This window comes from Alteromonas sp. ABV2_168 (assembly GCF_056161165.1).
The window spans coordinates 172,738-191,756 of the sequence record NZ_JBSWYQ010000007.1 but is presented as its reverse complement, the minus strand read 5'-3'; the positions used below and the strand labels follow the sequence as shown (position 1 = coordinate 191,756).

Here is a 19,019-nt window from a genome sequence, read left to right as displayed (position 1 = left end):
CGTTGAATACGGAGTTAATATTTCATGGATGCACTGGTAAAGCTGAACCCGCTGCCCCACGATTTATGGGTTTATCTGCTGATAGATTTTGGTCTGGCTTTATTGCTGTTAATGGTAATGAAATGGTTGTCCGGTGCGTTCCGCAAGCGCTCTGTAGTAGAAGAGCTGGGAGTGCAGGATAACTTCGCTTTCGGGATCAGCATGGCTGGCGGCATGTTGTCACTGTGTATCGTTGTTGGCTCAGTGGTGGGTCGTCATGTGGGGCAGGGATATCTGGAAGCGACAAAAGGTATGCTGATTTTTGGTTTAACCGGGGTATTACTGGTTAAGTTCGGCCGTTATGCCCATGACAAAATTGTGCTGAATAAGCTGGATACCATGGACTTAATCGGAGAGCGCAGTGTCAGTGTTGCCCTTGTTGATGCTGCCAGTCTGATAGCCAGCGCCATTATTTTACGCAGTATGATGTTGTGGGTGGATGGCAGCGATATGAACGCGATTATCGCCATTGTGACCGGCTTTACTGTGGTGCTGGCCCTATTGCTGATGATGACCAGGGTGTATGAAATACGTTATGCACGGGACAATCAGAACGACTCATTTCAGGGGGCGCTGCGAAAAGGACAACTGGCACTGGCGGTGGAACATGCGGGCAACCTGTTAGGCATCGCGATGATTGTGTCGTCGGCAAGCCACCTGCTGACTTATCACCCGTCAGGCTATGTCAGTAATATCACCGGCTGGCTGGCCACCGGCGTGGTGCTGTCCCTCGCATTACTGGTGCTGGTCACTATCAGTAAGAAGTTATTGCTGTTCGGCCTGAACTACCGCCAGGAGGTGGATCAGCAGCATAACATCGGCGTGGCCTGTCTTGAGTTAACGCTGAGTATCGGGATTGCACTCATTGTGAACGGTGTGCTGGCGTTTCTGGATTAAGCTCAGCACGTTTTGAATTGTGAAGTGCAGTCCGGGAAGTCGCCGGGAAGGGCTTTTTTACCGTCAAGCAGGGCGGTTTTCTGTCTTTTACTGAGCTGCTTAAGCCAGTATTCCGCTTTCATCGCCGCAGATTTGTCTGTGGCAGATACCACCATCCGGAACACCAGTGGCGCTTTGCCTTTAAGCGCCTTTGCGCCGCCTTGTAGTTCGCCTCTGTGTTGACGGATCCGTCTGGCCGGGTCTGTTGTGACACCGGTATAGAATTGTCCCAGGCGGTTTTCCACCATATACACATACCATGAGGGTGCCTGTGTCTGCTCTTTTACTTTGATGGCTGGTATACTCTGCTGCAACTTTGAAGATAGTCAGAAAAAACATGATTCTACCAGACTTTAGCACAACCCGTATTTTGATTGCCGGCGATATCATGCTTGACCGCTACTGGACTGGCGGAACCGCTCGTATTTCGCCGGAAGCGCCGGTGCCTGTGGTTAACGTAAACAGCACAGAAGACCGGCCGGGCGGGGCAGCTAATGTGGCAATTAATGCTGCAATACTGGGGGCAGAGGTGACGCTGCTGGGCTTGTGCGGCAATGATGATAATGCCGGTATACTCGAACAGCGTCTGTCATTGCATGGTATTTCCCATAAGCTGGTGCGCTGTGAAGGTTACGATACCATTACGAAATTACGGATAATGAGCCGGAATCAGCAGTTGTTAAGACTGGACTTCGAAAAGAGCTTTGCTGAAGCTGACAAAGCAGCGCTGACTCAGGCTTTTTATGAGGCGCTTCCGGAGCATGACCTGGTCGTATTATCAGATTATGCAAAAGGCTGTCTGACTGATGCGCAGGCATTTATTCAGGCTGCAAAAGAAGCCGGTAAGCAGGTCATAATCGATCCTAAAGGGAATGATTTCAGCCGCTATGCAGGCGCCACGTTAATTACACCTAACCGTGCAGAACTTGAAGCGGTGAAAGGCAAAGCAGACAGTGAAGAAGTTTTAGCTGCTCAGGTTGAGTCTTTAAGAGACAGCTTGTCGCTGGAGTCTGTGTTGCTGACCCGTTCGGAGCAGGGCATGACCTTATTTAAACAGGGCGACAGTCCGTTTCATTTGCCGGCAAAAGCCAAAGAAGTGTATGACGTTACCGGTGCCGGTGACACGGTGGTATCTGTACTTGCCGTATCAATGGCGGCAGGCAGCAGTATGGCTGATGCCTGTGTGCTGGCGAATCTGGCTGCCAGCATTGTGGTTGGTAAATCAGGTACATCAACCGTATCGACTACAGAACTTGCGGTGGCGCTGGGAGAGCAGGCCAGCCACCTTGATGGTGGTGTGATGACTGAAGAACAATTACAACTGGCGATGAAGCAATCCCGTCACCGTGGTGAGAGAATTGTCATGACGAACGGTTGTTTCGATATTCTGCATGCGGGCCATGTGAGCTATCTGCAAGCCGCTGCAAAATTAGGTGATCGTCTGATTGTGGCAGTAAACGATGATGCTTCGGTCAGCCGTCTTAAAGGGCCAGGACGCCCTGTTAACAACGTGAGCCGGCGTATGGCCGTGCTTGCAGGGCTCGCCGCGGTAGACTGGGTCGTGCCGTTCAGTGAAGATACGCCGCAGCGCCTGATAGCCGGCCTGCTGCCGGATATCCTGGTGAAAGGCGGTGACTACAAAGTGGAAGAAATTGCCGGCGGCAAAGAAGTCATGGAAAACGGCGGCGAAGTGCGGGTATTGCACTTTGAAGAAGGTGTATCTACTACCGGAATCATCAGCCAGATCGTCAGCGGGCAACAATAAGCTCTTTTATTCGCCAATTTGTCCGGTTAAGGCATGGCGGTTAACCCAGCTTTACGATACCCTTGATGCACACAAGAAGTGGTTTTCAGTATCAGCGGTATAATACATGTACGAAAGTTTTTATGGACTTGATTCCAAGCCGTTCCAGCTAACGCCGGATCCGGCTTTTTTCTTCGCCAGTAAATGGCACAAGCGGGCGATGTCATACCTGCAATACGGGTTGTCTCAGGCGGAAGGATTTATCGTTATCACCGGAGACATCGGTACGGGTAAAACCACTATCGCAAACAGTCTGCTGGCTGAAATTGAAGACGATATTGTTGCTGCACAAATTGTGACACCAAAACTGACACCGGATGAACTGGTGAAGATGGTTGCATCTAAATTCGGTATCAATGTGGCCGGCCTCACCAAAGCCGATATTCTTAAAGAGCTGGAAACGTTTCTGTTTGATTTAAGCAAGCAGGGTCGTCGTGCGCTGTTACTGGTGGATGAAGCGCAAAACCTGCCGCTGGAAACCATCGAAGAGCTGCGTATGCTGTCCAATTTCCAGCAGTTCGGAAAGCCATTGTTGCAAAGCTTCCTACTTGGTCAGGAAGAGCTTCAGCCAATTCTGCGCGCACCGAATATGGAGCAATTCCGTCAACGTATCGTGGCCTCCTGCCACCTGGCCCCGTTGATGGAAGAAGAGACAAAACGTTACATTGAGTACCGCATGCACCATGCGGGCTGGAATGGTGAGTCTTTGTTTTCTGATGAAGCCTTTTCCCGTATCCATCAGTTTACCCGTGGTGTACCCCGCAAAATTAACACCCTGATGGACCGTATACTGTTGTTCGGATTCCTTGAGGAACTGGAAACGCTGGACGAAGAAGCGGTAAATACTGTCATCGACGAAGTTAAAGATGAAATGTTTGTACCGGATGCGCCGGTGATGGACGATGAGTCTGACGATATCGACGAAGATATGGATTTATCTGAAGTGGTTGCCAGTCTGAAAAAGAAAGGTCCTCATCAGAAGCTTGTGACGCCAAAAGGCAAAGAAGTGCAGGATGCTGAGTATTATAAGGCCATGCTGGCTGAGCTGGTGGATGCGCTGGATGACGCTATCGCGCACAAGGTAAAATTGACTCAGTACATTGATAAAATGCTGAAGAAAAAATACCAGACGTATGCCCGGCTGAAAGAGGAAGATGAAGACTGAGTATCCTGAGGAGCCCGTTTTCTTCTTCACATAAACGTGAAATACAAACAAAAAAACGCCGCTGTGAAGCGGCGTTTTTATTTGAATTTAACCGGCACGGACTTTATTCAAAGTCGTAGCGGATAGTCACACTGATGCGGCGTTCGTTGTAGTCAGCACCATAAGCGCTGGTAGCCAGAGAGCCAGAACGTGTGACGTAGCCAGTTTCCACATCACCACTGAAGTAACGGCTGAATGTACGGCGCAGGCCAACAGACGCGAACCACTGTTCGCTGTCACGGTCGGTACCGTTATTCATTTGTTCAGTGACACCGTAGCGCAGGTTACCCAGTAAGCTCGAGTGACGGCTCAACTGATAGCTGCTGCTAAGGTTAGCAGAGTAGGTTTTACGTTGTTGATCAAAGTCCAGATATTCGTCATCTGCGTATTGCAGATTAAGTACGATGGTACCGCGACGCCCCTGGATACCAAATTCACCGTTTGCAGCTTTTCTCAGGAAAATCGCATTAGATAACTCAAGCCCCGTCGTAATAAACTGCAGGAATTGCTCGTCGTCTCCCAGCGTGTAGTCCAGCGAAGAAGGTTGGAAACAGGCATCTGCCGTAAAATCTCCGGTAGGGCATACAAACACGCCCAGAGACTGCGGCGTGGCAATCAGCTGACTGAATGATGTGACTTGCTCAGAATAATTAACGGCACCACGAATTTTGCGGGTATTGTAGGTAATACCGGCACTGGCTGAACGGCCATAAAACCGGCGTCCGATTGAAGCCTGAACACTGGTACGCGGTGTCAGTGCCCATGCGGCGTCAACACCCACAAAGACATCGCCGTCATCCCGCTCTACGTCTGAGTCTACTTTGTTTGCAGTCACAGAAATATAACGGCCGGCAGCTTCACGGTAGGTTATACCCACACCGTAGCTTTTAAATTCCCGCTCATTAGAGAATTCATCGGTACGGGCTACAAGCTCATTGGCATCGTAGCTGGCGGTGACCCGGATACCCCAATCGTTATAGATCATGCTATCCAGTGCACCGGTGGCGTATTTACCGATATAGTCACCGTTGCCCGACTCTTCTGAACGTTCCAGCTTGGTGTACGTGCTGTTCAGATTCCAGAAGTAATTTTGAGCATTGTCACCATTCATGAGGTAAAGGGAGCCTGCTGCAGAGTCGTTATTCAGCCCGATATTAGGACGAAACTCGGATTCTTCAGCATTGGTTTTTGCATAGACCAGCGAACCACCGCCGGCAATCCAGTCACCTTCAGGAATGGTCAGGTAGGCGCCATAATTCTGTGTTTCTACTTTCGCCAGCGTTTCCGCATTTAAGAAATAATCAGAAATCAGGAAATCACCACCGGAGCCATCAATGTAGCTCTGGTTTCCTGACGCGCGGAAGCTCAGAATGTGGTCTATCGCCTGCCAGTTTGCGTTATAAGAAAATTCTGAGAAGGTATCTTTACGGGCAACATCTTCAGAGTCACGCTCAAGGTGAGTGACACTGCCAATTACCGTACCGGAGAAAGTACGGGAATCGTATCTTAAAATACCTTCAGGCTTCACAGAGAAAGTCACTAATTCTTCATTACGAACATCAGAGTGACGATTTTGAAGAATGGTAGAACCTTCTACAGAAGCAGACGCATTAAGCCCCTGAGCGTGCGACAAATGCGTCATCAGCAACAAAGCTACCGGCGTTAAAGCCGGTAACCATTTTTTGTTTGAACGCTGTGCATTGCGCATACTAAGAATCTTGCCTTTCTGCGTAGTAGTATCCATAGTAACCGGTTCCTTCCGGATCGTTATGGACCGACTTGTTAACCACAAAGCCGATTGCCATGTCCGGGTTTAATCGTTCTACCGCATGACGTACGTCATTAAGCTTTGATTTACCTTCCTCGACTACCACAACAGCTTGTCCGGCAAAATTAGCCAGTACCGCTGTTTCAGTGATACCAATTAAGGGAGGTGTATCAAAAATAACGATACGGTCAGGATAGCGGTTAGCAAATTCATTCACAGTTTCAGCCATTTTCTGGCTGGCCAGTAATTCCGTAGTCAGATGGTGAGATTTACCCGCCGGGATGATTTTAAGTTTATCCAGGTTGGTAGGGTAGAGTACATCTGAGATATCTTCTACTTCACCGGTCAGATATTCCATCAGTCCTTTGCGGCGTTTGAGTCCCAGCGTGTTTAATACGTTAGGCTTGAGCACATCGGCATCTACCAGCAGAACGGTTTTATCCTGTTCTGCAGCGATACTCATCGCAAGGTTACAGGCGGTAAAAGTTTTACCTTCTGACGGACGACCACTGGTCACCATGATGATATTGCTGTTATTCAGCGTTGAAGAGATCGGGCCGAAAGCATTGTTAATTAGCTTACGTTTTATTTCCCGGTACTCTTCGTTTATTTGTTTACGAACACCATTAATCGAAATGTGGCCATTTTGTTCAAGCCTTTCGATATCCAGTGTGAACGGCTCCAGCTGTGTGGGTGCGCCGTCGTGCTGACTTGCGACAGACGATCGGGCAGCAACATGGCCGGGACGTTGTGCAGTGGTCTGAGGCTCAGCAGTTGCCTGCTGAGCAGCGAGTTCTGCTTGTTTTTTCTGGGCTTCACGCTGACGTTGAAGCGCCTTTTCAATAGTACTGCTCATTATAAAACACCCTGCAGTAGATCGATGTTAAGCAATTCTGCGCCAACCAGTACACCGTAAATTAATACCAGCACACCCGACGACAGCAGGAATATTGCCATTCGCATACGGTTAGTCTTGCGAATCTTATCAATATTCAGATGCGTGACTGTACCCCATACCGGGTAATCAGTAATCTGCTGTAGCTGAGATGCACGGATAAGCAATGGTGACAGCTGACTGAGCAGGAATGCCAGAGCAACACCCAATCCAAAGCTTACTAATAAAACCAGCGTGTAATAGATGATGCGGTACGGGCCGGAAGGCTCGTTAGGTTTCAACGGCGGCTCAATAATTCTGAACTGTAATTCCTCGGCAGATACATCCGCACGTCTGGACAGGTCAGCAGATTCACGGCGGGCCAGCAGTTCTTCATATTTACCCTTGGTAATATCGTAATCACGGTTAAGTGCCGCTGATTCTGCTTCGATTTGCGGAACCAGGTCGATTTTAGACTCAAGAGAAGCGATACGACGTTGTAAATCCTGTTCTTTCACATTTAATGCTGCAATAGAACTTTGATGACGGCTGATCTCAAGTTTGATTTCCTGATTCAGGTCGCTCATCGGAACGTCATCACCTTCGCCGTCACCGGCGTTAAGAAACTCATCGATTTCTTTTTGACGGGCTTCTTCCAGATTTGCCAGCAGCGCTTTTGATTCAATCACATCAGGGTGTTGATCAGTAAAGCGTAGCTGCAAATCATCCAGACGTTCTTCCAGCGCTTTGATCCGTTCGTCGTAACGGGTTCGCAATACGGAATCAGTTTGATTCGTTACACCAAAGCTGTCACCGGCACTTTTGGCCTTTGATAACTGATTCTGTAAGGATTCAACCTGTTGTGTCGTCTGCTTAATCTGAAGGCGGGTGGCTTCCAGCTCATTACTCAGTGTCTGCAGTGTTGAGTAGAAAGTGCCCTGTAAAGGAAGAATATTATTGTACTGTCGTTTAAATCCGGCCAGTCGCTGTTCGGCTTCTGACAATCTGGATTCGTACTCTGCAATTTGTTCATCAAGGAAACGGTTAGCTGTATCGGTATCACGACGGTTGTTACCTAACGCGCCTTCCACGAACAGGTTCAGTGTTTCCTGCACCACGGTTTGCGCCATGGCCGGATTCTTATTTTCATAAGAAATGGTGAAAATATTGTCTCTGCCGGTTGAACGTAACTGGATTTGTTGAGTCAGACCATTAACCAGGTTATCAAAATCCTGGTCAGTGGTCGTCGTCAGATCTAAATCACTTTCACGGGCAATGGTTTCAACGTTTGAGCGGCTCAGTAGTGTCTTTGCCATCATCTGGATTTCCTGATCCGGGTTGGATTGGATCGCCAGACCTTTAAGCAAAGGCTGAAGTACTGAACGGGTATCAACGAACACAACCGCCTGGGAGCGGTAAACATCCGGCAATAGTGCTACATACGCGAAACCTATTGGACAGAGTATCCAGGTACACACCATGATGAGACGCTTTTTAACCCAAATTCCCTTTAAATAGTCACTCAGCTGACCAAGGGTGCGCTGTAAATCCTGCATTTAATGTCCCAACTACTTTTTACAACTAGAACCAGGCTTCTGGAATGATTACGATATCGCCTGGCAGAATGTCGACATTCTTGGTGATGTCGCCATTACGGATAAGCGCGTCGATGTTCACGTCATACGTTGTCTGACGGCCATCTACAACACGAACCAGCTTGGCATCATTGCCGTCAGCAAATTCTGTCAGTCCACCCACTGCAATCATCAGATCCAGTAGTGTCATATTTTCTGTGTAGCTGATCGCGCGCGGGTTAGTTGCTTCACCGATAACGCGAACCTGTTCGCTTAACGGACCGGCAAAGTTATTAACGCTGACAGTTACACGGGGGTTGTTAATAAAGGTAGAAAGTTGCTCTTCAAGCTCGCGGGCAAGCATAGAAGGCGTTTTACCGGCTACATCAACATCTTCAACCAGTGAAGTTGTCACTTTACCGTCCGGACGAACGATAAACTGACCAGAAATTTCAGGGTTACGCCAAACAAAAATGGTGAGCGAATCGCCCGGGCCAATGAGATACTGATAATCGTTCACATTGGTTGTCATTGATGGGTGGGCCGTTGCCTCCGGCAACGATGAGTGACTTGTGCATCCAGAAAGGGCTGTCATTGCGCCGACAACCGTCAAACTTAAAACGTGTTTAGACCAGTACATGAGAGTTCATCCTACACTCGATATGATTAATTTTTTTGCCTTAATGTAATTTACCCTACGGCAAATACCACTATAATGCCAACATCTTATGTAGTCTATTACAATAATAACCTTTATCATGAACAAAGATGTTGCAGTATCAGGGGGCCAAGGGTGGCGATAAATAAGCACAATCAGAGTAAACGATCAAATATACTTGTAGTGACCGAAGCTCTGCTCGTGGCGTATATGGCATACATTACGCAGTTCATTTTGGTTCAGATCGGTGTCAGTGAAACAGTCAGTATTGAAAAGCTGGTTGTGAATGTGGGAATGCTGACCGTTTGCATACTCGTTTGCTCACTGTCTGTGGGCCTTTACGAAGCTAAGCTCAGAGAGACTTTCCGCGGTATCATCCGGCGCATATTTGTCAGTGTCGGCTTAAGTTATTTCTTGGTAGAGGTGGTCAGCAGAGCGCTGTTCGACGAACTCACCATGCACTCCTATTTTCTTCCGGCCGCCGTTGCCAGCATCATTATTACGCTGGTGATTTTCCGCTATTTTACAAATCGCCTTGGCTTACTCGGATTAGGCAAAGTGCGCATTGTGGTATTAGGAGCCGGTGAACGGGCTTCTATTATTGAAAAGCGTATGCGGCGGGATGTTGACCGTATCGGATTTGATCTCATGGGATTCATTCCCATACCCGGTGATAACCGTGAAGATGGAATTAAGAAAGAAAAAATTATTCATGTGAAGGTAGACGAAAACTTCCAGCAGTTTATTGCCGAGAATGAAATAGAAGAAATTGTCATCGCCTGCGATCAGCGCCGGGGTACATTGCCCATTGATGTGCTTTTCGAATGCCGTTTGCGTGGTATAGAAGTCACAGACCTGCTCGACTTCATGGAGCGCGAGACCGGCCAGATTGTGGTCAACCTGATGTATCCGAGCTGGGTCATTTACTCCAATGGCTTCCATAGTCAGAACTACCTTCGTGATGCTATGGATTACCTGCTTAACGCGTTTCTTGCCTCCTTTGTATTCTTCTTTACCTGGCCGTTCATGTTAATTACCGCCACCATCATCTGGCTGGATGATGGACGCCGCACCGGCGCTTCGGTGTTCTACAAACAGGAACGTGTGGGGCTGAATGGTAAGTTGTTTAAAATTATTAAGTTCAGAAGTATGCGGCCTGACGCCGAGAAAGACGGCGCGAAGTGGGCCAGTAAAAATGACGACCGCGTGACCCGGATTGGTCACTTCATCCGTAAGTACCGGGTTGACGAGCTGCCGCAATTGTTCAATGTGTTTAAAGGTGAGATGGCTTTTATCGGTCCGCGCCCTGAACGCCCTGAATTTGTTGAAAAGCTTGTTCGTGAAGTACCGTATTATAATCAGCGTCATAACGTAAAGCCGGGCCTGGCAGGCTGGGCGCAGTTAAACTATCCATATGGTGCAAGCGTCGAAGATTCTATGGAAAAACTGAAATTCGACCTTTACTATGTGAAACACCAAAGTTTGCTGCTGGATATCCTTATCCTAATCAGAACTGTAGAAATTGTGTTGTTCGGCAAAGGCAGATAACACGCCGGTTTTGTGAAGAAACAGGGATGTTGTATTCATATCAGGATGTAGAACATGAAAGAAAAGGCGGGAATGTCAGGTTTCTTGCAGTCACACCCGGCAAGATTTGTTTTCTTTGCGTTAAGTGCGCTGACGGTATTGTGGGCAGTGGTCAATTATCCGGTCATGATCACTTTGTGGCGGCATGGCTTTGACGATGGTACTTATTCCCATGCGTACCTGATCCCGTTTATTTTTCTTTATTTATTGTATGTGCTCGCCAACAAAGGTGAGCTTACACCCCGCCAGGCCGTTTTCTGGCCTGCTGTCGTTTCTTTTGTTGTCTTATTTATTGCTTACTACTTCTCCATCGCCGCGCAATTGAGCCTTGCGGTGTGGGTATTGTCGCTGGCCTTATTGGCAAACAGTTTCTGGTTACTGGTTCCGTTCACTGCAGGGCTGGCTTATACCGTAGCGTTCCTGTTGTTTATGTACCCGCTGTGGGGCGCACTGCAGTTCGTGCTCCAACATCTTTCCGTGTTTGCTGTTATGAAAATCATGGGGTTCACCGGTATTCCTACTTATGTGGAAAATACTTCGGTAATGATCCCCGAAGGGACGTTTGTTATCGCCGGTGGCTGCAGTGGTTTGCGTTACTTCATTGTTTCTCTGGCTATTGGTTCTTTGTTCGTATTTCTCAACCTGAGAAATAAAGTTTCAATAGCTAAGTTCATGACGCTGGCCATTGTCGGTGCACTGATAACCAACTGGATCCGAATCGTTGCGCTGATACTCATTGGTCATTTTTCGGATATGCAAAGTGAACTGATGCGGGACCATAATAACTTTGGCTGGTATATCTACGCGCCGTTTATCATTCTTCTCTTCTGGTATGGTGAAAAGCTGGTGAAAAAAGAGCCCGCTGCAGAAGAGTATTCACCTGAGCCGGGTACGGGGCGTTTTGCTTTACGTAAACCCGTAGTTGTTACCTCAGTGTGTTTCCTGATTTTGAGCTCCGCGGCTTTACAGCTGACTTTACATGCTGATCCCGCGCCGCTTGGCCAGACTTGCAAAGGTTTGTCTGCTATTGATGCTGAAGTTGCTCCGGTTCTTCCGTATGAGGGGGCTGTGTGTGTTAAAGAACAGCGTTCTCAGGGATACGCATTTGAAACGCTGAGTATTTTGTTCGACGGGTCAGATCTTGACGGTAAGCCTACACAATATCAGGTGAAGTCAGCACCTGTAGAATGGCAGGAAATAAACCGGATAACCGATGGCAGCTGGACTATTCAACTGGTCAGTGACGGACGGCATCTGCATTTGTTTGCCCACAGTTTTATTGCACCCGGCGGCGAAGTGGCTTCCGAAGGTGAAATGAAGAAATTACGTATTGAAAATGCACTCAGAGGGGAGCGCCGCTCCGGCCTGTTATGGGCCCATACTGTCTGTGACAGTAACTGCAATACTCTGACACGGAAGTGGCAGTTGATTGCAGACGCATTTGAATATCAAAAATACTGACAGCTATGCAACTGCGCGTTATTGATACACCGGAGGAGGCTTTCAACGTAAAGCCACTCTGGCAGGATTTGTATCAGCGGGCAGAGAATGCACATATTTTCCTCAGTCCTGCGTGGAATCTCACCTGGCTCGACACTTACCGGCACCTGATATCACGGTTACAGTTCCTTTGTGTTTTCCATAGCAATGGTCAAATGATCGCTGTTCTGCCTTTGTATGAACGTAAAGGCGAGCCCTTCCGTTTACGTTTTACCGGCACCGGTGAGCCTGAAGAAAGCGAAGTATTCAGTGAATATCACGATGTGCTGGTATGCAAAGAGCATGTTGATACTGTCACTGCTATTCTTATCGAAGCCATCAAATCAACCGGCAAAGGGCTGGTGCTTAATAACGTAAAACATGATGCATTGTTGTTGCGGTTAGCCGACGAAGCTTATCCGCCGTCCCTGGTTGAGAATACAGTGGCACAGAAACGTTACTTCATGACCCTTGAAGATGACGGTTTAGCCGGAACAAAGCTCAAAAAGAAGGCGAAGCGCTACTATAACCTGTTTACCCGTTTAGGTGGTCAACTGCATATATGCAGCGATCCGGCGTCGCTGGATGCGTTCTATTCTGTGCTCACAGATTTACACCGGTTGCGCTGGGAAGGGGAGCAGCAAAACACCATTTTTGATGATGTATATTTCAACCGCTTTCATCAGTCTCTGGCTGGGCAACTGCTGAAGCAGGGTACTTTACTGCTGGCTTATGCCGAAGTCGGCGGAAAGCCTGTGAGTGCATTTTACGGCATGAAGTCCGGTAATTCTGTTCACTTTTATCAGGGCGGTATTGATAGCGGATTCAGCCCGAATATATCTCCCGGCACCCTTATTCATTATTTAATGGCAGAATATGCCGCAGGGCAGGGGATGACGGAATATGACTTTCTTAGCAGCGGTGTGAAACAGAGCTATAAACAGTCGCTGACGGAGTTTTCTGAACCTGTTTACAGTATGACAGCTTATGCATCAGGATGGCAGAAGCTGGTAATAAAGGCTTTGGCATTCGCCTCCGGCGTTGCCCGTAAAGCCGGATTGCGTTAACACAATCCAACTCACCGTATTGAAAGCGCGCTGAGGAAGCCCTGCGCGCAATTTTCCCATGTGTACTCTGACACTGAATGACGCAAGGCAGCGTTATCCCAGTCTTTCTCCAGCGCTTTTTGCATAGCATCAGCCAGCGTTGAAGCATTGAGCTCCTGCACCAGGATGCCGTTTTCTCCGTCACGGACAATTTCAGGGATCCCGCCTACTGCGGTGGCAACAGGTGGCACGCCTGCCGCCAGGGATTCCATGATGACATTAGGCACCCCTTCACGGTAACTTGGCAATACGAGGGCTCTGGCTTTCGCCAGAAGAGCCGGAATATCATCATGCAGAACAGCGCCATGAAAAGTAACGATATCGTCAAGGTTATTGCTGCTGATTTGTGCTTTAAGCTTATCGCTCTCGGGCCCTTTACCGACAATATCAAGGGTAAAATCAAGACCTCTGGCTTTCAGTAGGGCTGCGGCACCGGCCAGTTCATACACCCCTTTTGTCGTCAGCAGGTTGCCTATAAACAGGAACGACTTGCTGTGGGTTGTGGCATCACTCAAGGCGAATTTATCGAAGCTGACGCCGTTGTAAACCACATTGCAGCGGGTAGACGCCGTAGCCAGAGGAACGATTTTCCCGGCAAGATCACGACTGACCGTTATCACTTCATCTGCAAGGTCAAAAGCACGCAACATCTGTTTTTGTCTGGCAGAGTGCCGGAAGTGATAATTGATATCTGTTCCCACGCAATGAATGGCGACTTTACGATTTCCCCATTTTTTGAACAGGCTGGCGATGACGCCTTCAGGATATGCCCAACTGGCAACGATATGTTTTGCCCTTATCAGTCTGATGAGGGGAAATACACACAAGAGCATGGACAGGAACAGGGTCAATGCATAGGTACGCCGTCCAAAGCCGGGCAGAAAGAAAAAAGGGAACAGAGTGGCTTCTGAGTTTTTCAGATTTCTTTTCAGAAGCTGCCGGAACCACACAGGAGCCGGCACCGGTGTCAGTACATCCACATCGCAGTGCATTCTTAACGCTGATACGATTTGCTTATTATAAGCGGCCCGCGCAGGCTCCCAGGGAAGAGGGTACAGGTTGGTAAAATAAACAATGTGTTCTTTCTGCATGGATTAACTGACTGCGTTCAAATAAGTTCGGGATACCTGCTCTATAGAATAGGATTCTTCCACGAGTTGTTTACCGTTTCTGGCGAGCATTTGCCATTGTTCAGGACTGGAGGCCATGGTTTTCATGACTTCGCTGAGAGCGGCTGTGTCGTCTTTACTGAAAAGGCAAAAATGATAGCGTTTATCGAGGTTCGGTATTTCACCTACCGGCGTTGAAATGGCAGGCTTTCCTCTTGCCAGCGCTTCAATAAGGGCCATCGGAAGCCCTTCAGTGGTTGAATTGATCACCAGACAATCCACATGCCGGTATATCTCATCTTCATCAAGAACATTTCCATGCAGCACAACACGATGTTGTAAATTGTGTTTTGCCACAGCAGCTTCCACCGCCGGCCTTTCTGGTCCGTCACCAAATAAATGTAATTCAGATTGCGGTATATCAGCCTGTGCAAATGCGTTGACCACTTTATCAATTTGCTTCAGGGGAACCATCCGGGCAACGCAAGCAAACTTAAACGGTGTAGCAGGTGCGGTAATGTCGCCCTTGCTTAACAACACGCCATTAGGAATAACGTCTGTTCTGGCCGGTTCCCAGTTATAGCGCTGTTTTACGCTTAGTTTAACTTTCTCTGATACAGCGAAGTCTTTATTAATATAAAGCGCTGCAAGCCAGTGACTGAGGCGCATACCCTTTTGATCCGGTGAGTCTTCACCGTGATGGGTGTACAAGACTTTTTTACCCATAAGAAAAGGGAAAACAGGCATAAAGGCGCGGATCACAGCCGGAGAGTGAATATGTATCACATCGAATCCTTTCAGGATCCTGACCGTTCTGACCAGTCTGCGGATAATGCTCTCGTTATTATTAATGACGCGGATCCCACGGCTTTCCAGCACTGACTGAAAAGGCTCTGCCGGTTTGCCAAAACTCAGTGCTGCCACTTTATAACCAAGAGCGTGTTGACACGTTAATAAATTAACCGCGCACTTTTCTGCGCCGCCAACCTGAAGGCTGCTCACGCAATGAAGGATTCTGGGGTTTGTCATGGCTATATCCGCTTTGCGTAGGTCAGCATTTTCTTAAGTGCTTCGTCATCCATCATATATTCGATGGGGAAACGACAGAGGTCATAGCGGTTCTTTGCCAGATTTACATTGACGCCGGGATGAAAGTTGAAGGCAATCTCATACCCGTTATCTTTAAGCGCCTCAATTACGCAATCGTTGTAGGTGTTCTTGCTGCCAACGGGATAACTGAATGCTTTTACCGGTTTTCCCAGTTTTTCTTCCAGAATCGCTTTAGAGTGGCTGAGCTCAAACAGCATCTGATCGTCACTGAGTTTGGCGAGTATGTCATGACTGTGAGAATGGGCTCCGATATCCATACCATTATTACTTAACGTAATGACATCGTCCCAGGACATAAACTCTGCATCCGGATAGGGGGACGGCATACCGACAAAATCTTCCAGCTCTTTAATTTGTTCGCCAATAGGGGCAGCGCAGCGCTTAATCTGATTCAGAATTAACCGGATAAAGATTTGCGGGTTAGTTTTAAACTCAACCGTCTCTTCCCAGCCGGGTAATTTGATTTTTTGAATATGTGAGCGCTGAATAAGATACGCGACCTTATCCCACCAGGGGAGTTCGTTGTTTTCAATGAGCCCGGTAGCAATAAAGAATACAGCAGGAATATTCAGCGACTTCAGAATAGGGTAAGCCAGCTCAAAATTGTCTTTGTAGCCGTCATCAAAAGTAACCAGTAAGTAACGTTTGTCCGGTTTCGGACTGGTTGATATTAACTGGTTTAATTCCGCCAGGCTGATGATTGTGAAACACTCCTGTAAAAAGCGCAGGTGTTTATGCAGGTTCTCAGCGGAGCAGGAGTATACATTCGGATCGAGTTTGCTGGTCGTCATATCGCCGATACGGTGTAAGTTAAGTACATATACACCGTCCGGCAGGTGTTTCCAGCGAAAAGCTGAAACACCTATCATAGACTCAAGCTTGGATTGTATCCGTTTCGCGAGCACGTTAAATCCTTTTAAATGCAGGCTTCTTCAATATAAAGTCACGGTAGTCGTTCGGGTCGCCTTGCTTCCCGGCTTCCGCCGCTTTAGCAATATTATACATTTCTCGGGCGCTGACATAGTGCAGCTTATATTTTTCACCGTCATTATACTTTTCATTCAGGTGACGGTGCATTATTTCAACCGGTTCGCCCAGCAGGGCGCCCATGTCTGTGTCCTGGGCTCCGTGGGTATGGATCTTAATGAAAATCCATTCAGGACGGCCTTCAACGTGGATATGCTTATCCACCCAGTTATCTACTCTGCCAGGAGTCGGACGACAGTTGTCCCTGATATCCGCACGTTCAATTTTAGGTAAAATACCGAACTTGAAGGCTTCTTTGTTAAAGCCCATCGGGCCTTGCATGATAAGCAGATCGCCCCAGGCCTCACCACCGGTCTTCATCAGCTTTCCGGAATTATAAGACTTAGGCTTAGCCGGATCGTCCTTCGCGTAGTGGAAGCAGTTGGTCAGTGCGGGCTGTGTAGCGTCCGGCGACGGGAAAGTCATATCCACATAACAGCCGGTTTCTTTCAGTACAATGAGTTCATCATTCACACCACACCAGTGACCATGGGGATGAGAGTTATCCAGCGCCCAGTTGCCATGAATAAATGCATAGACAGGTTTGCCGGTTACCGGATCGGTTGCCAGTGCGCCATGTTTCTCATGCAGCGTTTGCGCGAAGTTTGATAACACGGTGCGCAGGTTGTCACTGGTATCATCTTCATGGTGAAGGTGAATTTCGATTTCACCAAATCCGCGGGCACATAAGTCTGAAAGCTTGTTCAGATGCTCTTCCCGGTATTCTTCTTCCGGAAAGAAGAAAGAGTGTTTAGGGTGGTAACCATCGGCGTCGGTAAATTTGGACGCCATAACAGGGTAGTCCTGCATCCAGCGGTCAACCCGGGCACGCTCCAGTTCAATGTTATCCTTATTCAGCCATTGGGGTTCGTAGTGGTCTACGAAACAAAACATCACGTGGGTTGTACCTTTGACTTCCGGCTTAGACGAGAAGAATGCATTTTTCCAGTATCCCAGGATCCAGGTCTGCATATCTTTTTGATAAATCAGCGCGGTACCTAAACCGGCAGCAATTAATATCAGAACAATGAGAGCGAGAACAATATAGGTGATCATTAGCGTGCCGTACTTTTCCAGGTTGCAGACTGTTTAGAAGTTAAAAATCGGATGAAGCCCTGGCCGAGGGAAATATTCATAGAAACAAAAAAGGTGACCAGTTTAATTATGCTGGCTAACTTGCCTTTCTTATCATCATTTAATGTCAGGCCATAATAATAAGTAAAATAAAAAAGTACCTGGCCGGCAAACAGCACACCGTACAGAGGACTTGTGAATGCCAGCAGCGCACCGCTTACCAATGCGACAAGCATAAAATGCGGCACAAACCAGCGTAAGATTTTGTGACTGATATAACTGAAGCACCGGGTGCCAGCTAACGGGTTCAGTGCCCAGGTCAGGCGCATCATCGCCTGGTAATTGCCTGCGCCAATTCTGATGCGACGTCCGGCCTCTTCTTCAAGGTTAGGCGCAATCTCTTCCGTTGCCCGCGCTTCAGGGTTATAGGTCAGTTTATAGCCCTGTCTGGCAATACCCATAAACACGCAGAAATCATCAATGATAGTATTTTCCGGTAACGGCTCATACAGTGCTGTCCGGATAGCATAAATAGCGCCATTCGCTCCGAGCATGGCATTAATACGGGACTCATGAAACTTCAGTACCTGCTCGTATTGCCAGTATAAACTGTCTTTATTTTTTCCGGAAAAGGCATCTACAAGTTCCAGTTCTCCGCATACACCGCCAACTGGCTCCTCACGGAAGTCCGCGACCAGCTTTCTGACAGCATCGGGTTGAAAAAACGTATTCGCATCAGAGAAAACTGTGACAGGTGTCGATACCCGTGTCATCAAATCGTTCAGCACATTGATCTTTCCGCGGTTTTGCTCAAAAACAACGGTTTCCAGACAGGGAGCAGAGAATGATGTCAGAATATCATTGGTGCCGTCTGTGCTGCCGTCCGAACCTATGAGGATCCGTAACTTGTCCGTCGGGTAATCCAGTTCCAGAAGGTTCTCAATACGCGCCTTTATGCACTTCTCTTCGTTAAATGCAGCGATGACGATAGTGACGTCAGGTAAATCGGCTTCACGCTTTCTGCGGCCCTGTTTACTAAGCACAAAACGGGTGTCTTTAATTGCCTGATGAAAACTGCTGACAGCAAGTAATATCACAGGATAAATCAGGTAGGTATAAAGAATGGCGACTACACTTAGCCAGAAAATGAATTCCATGGTTGTACTCATCAACGGGGCTTCGCAGGAATGCCCAGCGCAGTGCAGCCGGAAGGGATGTCTTTTACCACCACAGCATTAGCGCCAATTTTCACATTATCGCCGATGGTTACCCCACCGATAATTTTTGCGCCGGTACCGATGAATACGTCGTTGCCGATAACCGGTGACTGACCTTTTTCATCGCCAATCACTACGCCACTTTCGATAACAACACGGTCACCGGTTTTGACCTTGCTGTTAATGACTACACCCACGGGGTGCATGATGACAAGGCCACGGCCAAACTCAGCTTTCACGCCAATGACACAGCCGTTGATCCACTTATTCAACATTTGAAGCAACAGACCTGCAGGACTTAAAATACCGTGGCGACAGCGGTGGGACATTCTGAACAGCAGTGTTGCACTGGTCCCGTCGGTTAACAATAACCGGGGCAAAGATAAATGCGCACCGTCATCAGCAAACACTGCCTGTTTATATCGCAGATCACTTTTTACTTTATCAAACACTA

17 protein-coding genes are annotated in these 19,019 nt (G+C 48.0%); 6 read left to right on the top strand and 11 right to left on the bottom strand.

The window, feature by feature from the left end; all coding sequences use genetic code 11:
- Positions 1-24 precede the first annotated feature (24 nt).
- A complete protein-coding gene (locus ACXAH4_RS12585) occupies positions 25-936 on the top strand; it encodes a DUF350 domain-containing protein (RefSeq protein ID WP_119502065.1) in 912 nt (303 codons plus the stop codon).
- Positions 937-938: 2 nt separating this feature from the next.
- Here the strand turns inward: ACXAH4_RS12585 and ACXAH4_RS12580 are convergent, their stop codons facing one another.
- Entirely contained in the window at positions 939-1,223 is a 285-nt protein-coding gene (locus tag ACXAH4_RS12580; protein WP_474842698.1) for a GIY-YIG nuclease family protein, read from the bottom strand.
- A gap of 89 nt (positions 1,224-1,312) precedes the next feature.
- Between ACXAH4_RS12580 and hldE the strand changes: the two genes are divergently transcribed.
- Both hldE and ACXAH4_RS12570 read left to right on the top strand, forming a co-directional pair.
- Complete coding sequence (gene hldE, locus ACXAH4_RS12575) at positions 1,313-2,740, top strand: bifunctional D-glycero-beta-D-manno-heptose-7-phosphate kinase/D-glycero-beta-D-manno-heptose 1-phosphate adenylyltransferase HldE (protein WP_474882101.1); 1,428 nt, start codon at positions 1,313-1,315, stop codon at positions 2,738-2,740.
- Between the two features lie 106 nt (positions 2,741-2,846).
- Positions 2,847-3,944, top strand: a complete 1,098-nt coding sequence (locus ACXAH4_RS12570) for an XrtA/PEP-CTERM system-associated ATPase (protein ID WP_119502062.1) — start codon at positions 2,847-2,849, stop codon at positions 3,942-3,944.
- A 103-nt stretch (positions 3,945-4,047) separates the two neighbouring features.
- On the opposite strand, the gene ACXAH4_RS12565 is transcribed toward ACXAH4_RS12570, so the two are convergent.
- From ACXAH4_RS12565 to ACXAH4_RS12550, 4 genes are read right to left on the bottom strand one after another with little or no spacing between them, the layout of a single operon-like run.
- Complete coding sequence (locus ACXAH4_RS12565; RefSeq protein WP_474842694.1) at positions 4,048-5,727, bottom strand: TIGR03016 family PEP-CTERM system-associated outer membrane protein; 1,680 nt, start codon at positions 5,725-5,727, stop codon at positions 4,048-4,050.
- Complete coding sequence (locus ACXAH4_RS12560) at positions 5,693-6,607, bottom strand: XrtA-associated tyrosine autokinase (protein WP_474882100.1); 915 nt, start codon at positions 6,605-6,607, stop codon at positions 5,693-5,695. Before ACXAH4_RS12560 ends, ACXAH4_RS12565 begins: the two co-directional genes overlap by 35 nt.
- Positions 6,607-8,181, bottom strand: a complete 1,575-nt coding sequence (locus ACXAH4_RS12555; RefSeq protein WP_119502059.1) for an XrtA system polysaccharide chain length determinant — start codon at positions 8,179-8,181, stop codon at positions 6,607-6,609. Before ACXAH4_RS12555 ends, ACXAH4_RS12560 begins: the two co-directional genes overlap by 1 nt.
- 25 nt (positions 8,182-8,206) lie before the next feature.
- Positions 8,207-8,794: an XrtA/PEP-CTERM system exopolysaccharide export protein gene (locus ACXAH4_RS12550; protein WP_442858431.1), complete on the bottom strand. Its 588-nt coding sequence runs from the start codon at positions 8,792-8,794 to the stop codon at positions 8,207-8,209.
- Positions 8,795-8,992: 198 nt separating this feature from the next.
- Here ACXAH4_RS12550 and ACXAH4_RS12545 point away from each other — a divergent pair, with 198 nt between their 5' ends.
- From ACXAH4_RS12545 to ACXAH4_RS12535, 3 genes are read left to right on the top strand one after another with little or no spacing between them, the layout of a single operon-like run.
- Entirely contained in the window at positions 8,993-10,405 is a 1,413-nt protein-coding gene (locus ACXAH4_RS12545; protein WP_474842690.1) for a TIGR03013 family XrtA/PEP-CTERM system glycosyltransferase, read from the top strand.
- A 54-nt stretch (positions 10,406-10,459) separates the two neighbouring features.
- The gene (gene xrt / locus ACXAH4_RS12540; protein WP_474847835.1) at positions 10,460-11,905 is read left to right on the top strand and encodes an exosortase; all 1,446 of its coding nucleotides are present in this window, start codon (positions 10,460-10,462) and stop codon (positions 11,903-11,905) included.
- A 5-nt stretch (positions 11,906-11,910) separates the two neighbouring features.
- Positions 11,911-12,990: a GNAT family N-acetyltransferase gene (locus ACXAH4_RS12535; RefSeq protein WP_474847837.1), complete on the top strand. Its 1,080-nt coding sequence runs from the start codon at positions 11,911-11,913 to the stop codon at positions 12,988-12,990.
- A gap of 11 nt (positions 12,991-13,001) precedes the next feature.
- Here the strand turns inward: ACXAH4_RS12535 and ACXAH4_RS12530 are convergent, their stop codons facing one another.
- The 6 genes from ACXAH4_RS12530 to ACXAH4_RS12505 are packed head-to-tail and all read right to left on the bottom strand — an operon-like array spanning position 13,002 to position 19,017.
- Positions 13,002-14,120 carry a glycosyltransferase gene (locus ACXAH4_RS12530; protein ID WP_474847839.1) on the bottom strand — a complete coding sequence of 373 codons (1,119 nt, stop codon included), beginning with the start codon at positions 14,118-14,120 and terminating at the stop codon, positions 13,002-13,004.
- Positions 14,121-14,123: 3 nt separating this feature from the next.
- On the bottom strand, positions 14,124-15,167 hold the full coding sequence (locus ACXAH4_RS12525; protein ID WP_474847841.1) for a glycosyltransferase family 4 protein: 1,044 nt from the start codon (positions 15,165-15,167) through the stop codon (positions 14,124-14,126).
- A gap of 2 nt (positions 15,168-15,169) precedes the next feature.
- Positions 15,170-16,153 (bottom strand): polysaccharide deacetylase family protein, encoded by a 984-nt coding sequence (locus ACXAH4_RS12520; protein ID WP_474842680.1) that lies wholly within the window; start codon positions 16,151-16,153, stop codon positions 15,170-15,172.
- A gap of 1 nt (position 16,154) precedes the next feature.
- Positions 16,155-17,330, bottom strand: a complete 1,176-nt coding sequence (locus ACXAH4_RS12515) for a hypothetical protein (protein ID WP_474842678.1) — start codon at positions 17,328-17,330, stop codon at positions 16,155-16,157.
- Complete coding sequence (locus tag ACXAH4_RS12510) at positions 17,330-18,517, bottom strand: glycosyltransferase family 2 protein (RefSeq protein ID WP_474842676.1); 1,188 nt, start codon at positions 18,515-18,517, stop codon at positions 17,330-17,332. The genes ACXAH4_RS12515 and ACXAH4_RS12510 overlap by 1 nt, the downstream gene beginning before the upstream one ends.
- The gene (locus ACXAH4_RS12505; protein WP_474842674.1) at positions 18,517-19,017 is read right to left on the bottom strand and encodes a serine O-acetyltransferase; all 501 of its coding nucleotides are present in this window, start codon (positions 19,015-19,017) and stop codon (positions 18,517-18,519) included. Before ACXAH4_RS12505 ends, ACXAH4_RS12510 begins: the two co-directional genes overlap by 1 nt.
- Between the last annotated feature and the right edge of the window lie 2 nt (positions 19,018-19,019).

Bases quoted from the DNA above. Each gene is read 5' to 3' on its own strand.
- ACXAH4_RS12585 (WP_119502065.1), top strand. From the start codon at position 25: ATGGATGCACTGGTAAAGCTGAACCCGCTGCCCCACGATTTATGGGTT.
- ACXAH4_RS12580 (WP_474842698.1), bottom strand. From the start codon at position 1,223: ATGGTGGAAAACCGCCTGGGACAATTCTATACCGGTGTCACAACAGAC.
- hldE (WP_474882101.1), top strand. From the start codon at position 1,313: ATGATTCTACCAGACTTTAGCACAACCCGTATTTTGATTGCCGGCGAT.
- ACXAH4_RS12570 (WP_119502062.1), top strand. From the start codon at position 2,847: ATGTACGAAAGTTTTTATGGACTTGATTCCAAGCCGTTCCAGCTAACG.
- ACXAH4_RS12565 (WP_474842694.1), bottom strand. From the start codon at position 5,727: ATGGATACTACTACGCAGAAAGGCAAGATTCTTAGTATGCGCAATGCA.
- ACXAH4_RS12560 (WP_474882100.1), bottom strand. From the start codon at position 6,607: ATGAGCAGTACTATTGAAAAGGCGCTTCAACGTCAGCGTGAAGCCCAG.
- ACXAH4_RS12555 (WP_119502059.1), bottom strand. From the start codon at position 8,181: ATGCAGGATTTACAGCGCACCCTTGGTCAGCTGAGTGACTATTTAAAG.
- ACXAH4_RS12550 (WP_442858431.1), bottom strand. From the start codon at position 8,794: ATGACAGCCCTTTCTGGATGCACAAGTCACTCATCGTTGCCGGAGGCA.
- xrt (WP_474847835.1), top strand. From the start codon at position 10,460: ATGAAAGAAAAGGCGGGAATGTCAGGTTTCTTGCAGTCACACCCGGCA.
- ACXAH4_RS12535 (WP_474847837.1), top strand. From the start codon at position 11,911: ATGCAACTGCGCGTTATTGATACACCGGAGGAGGCTTTCAACGTAAAG.
- ACXAH4_RS12530 (WP_474847839.1), bottom strand. From the start codon at position 14,120: ATGCAGAAAGAACACATTGTTTATTTTACCAACCTGTACCCTCTTCCC.
- ACXAH4_RS12525 (WP_474847841.1), bottom strand. From the start codon at position 15,167: ATGACAAACCCCAGAATCCTTCATTGCGTGAGCAGCCTTCAGGTTGGC.
- ACXAH4_RS12515 (WP_474842678.1), bottom strand. From the start codon at position 17,330: ATGATCACCTATATTGTTCTCGCTCTCATTGTTCTGATATTAATTGCT.
- ACXAH4_RS12510 (WP_474842676.1), bottom strand. From the start codon at position 18,517: ATGAGTACAACCATGGAATTCATTTTCTGGCTAAGTGTAGTCGCCATT.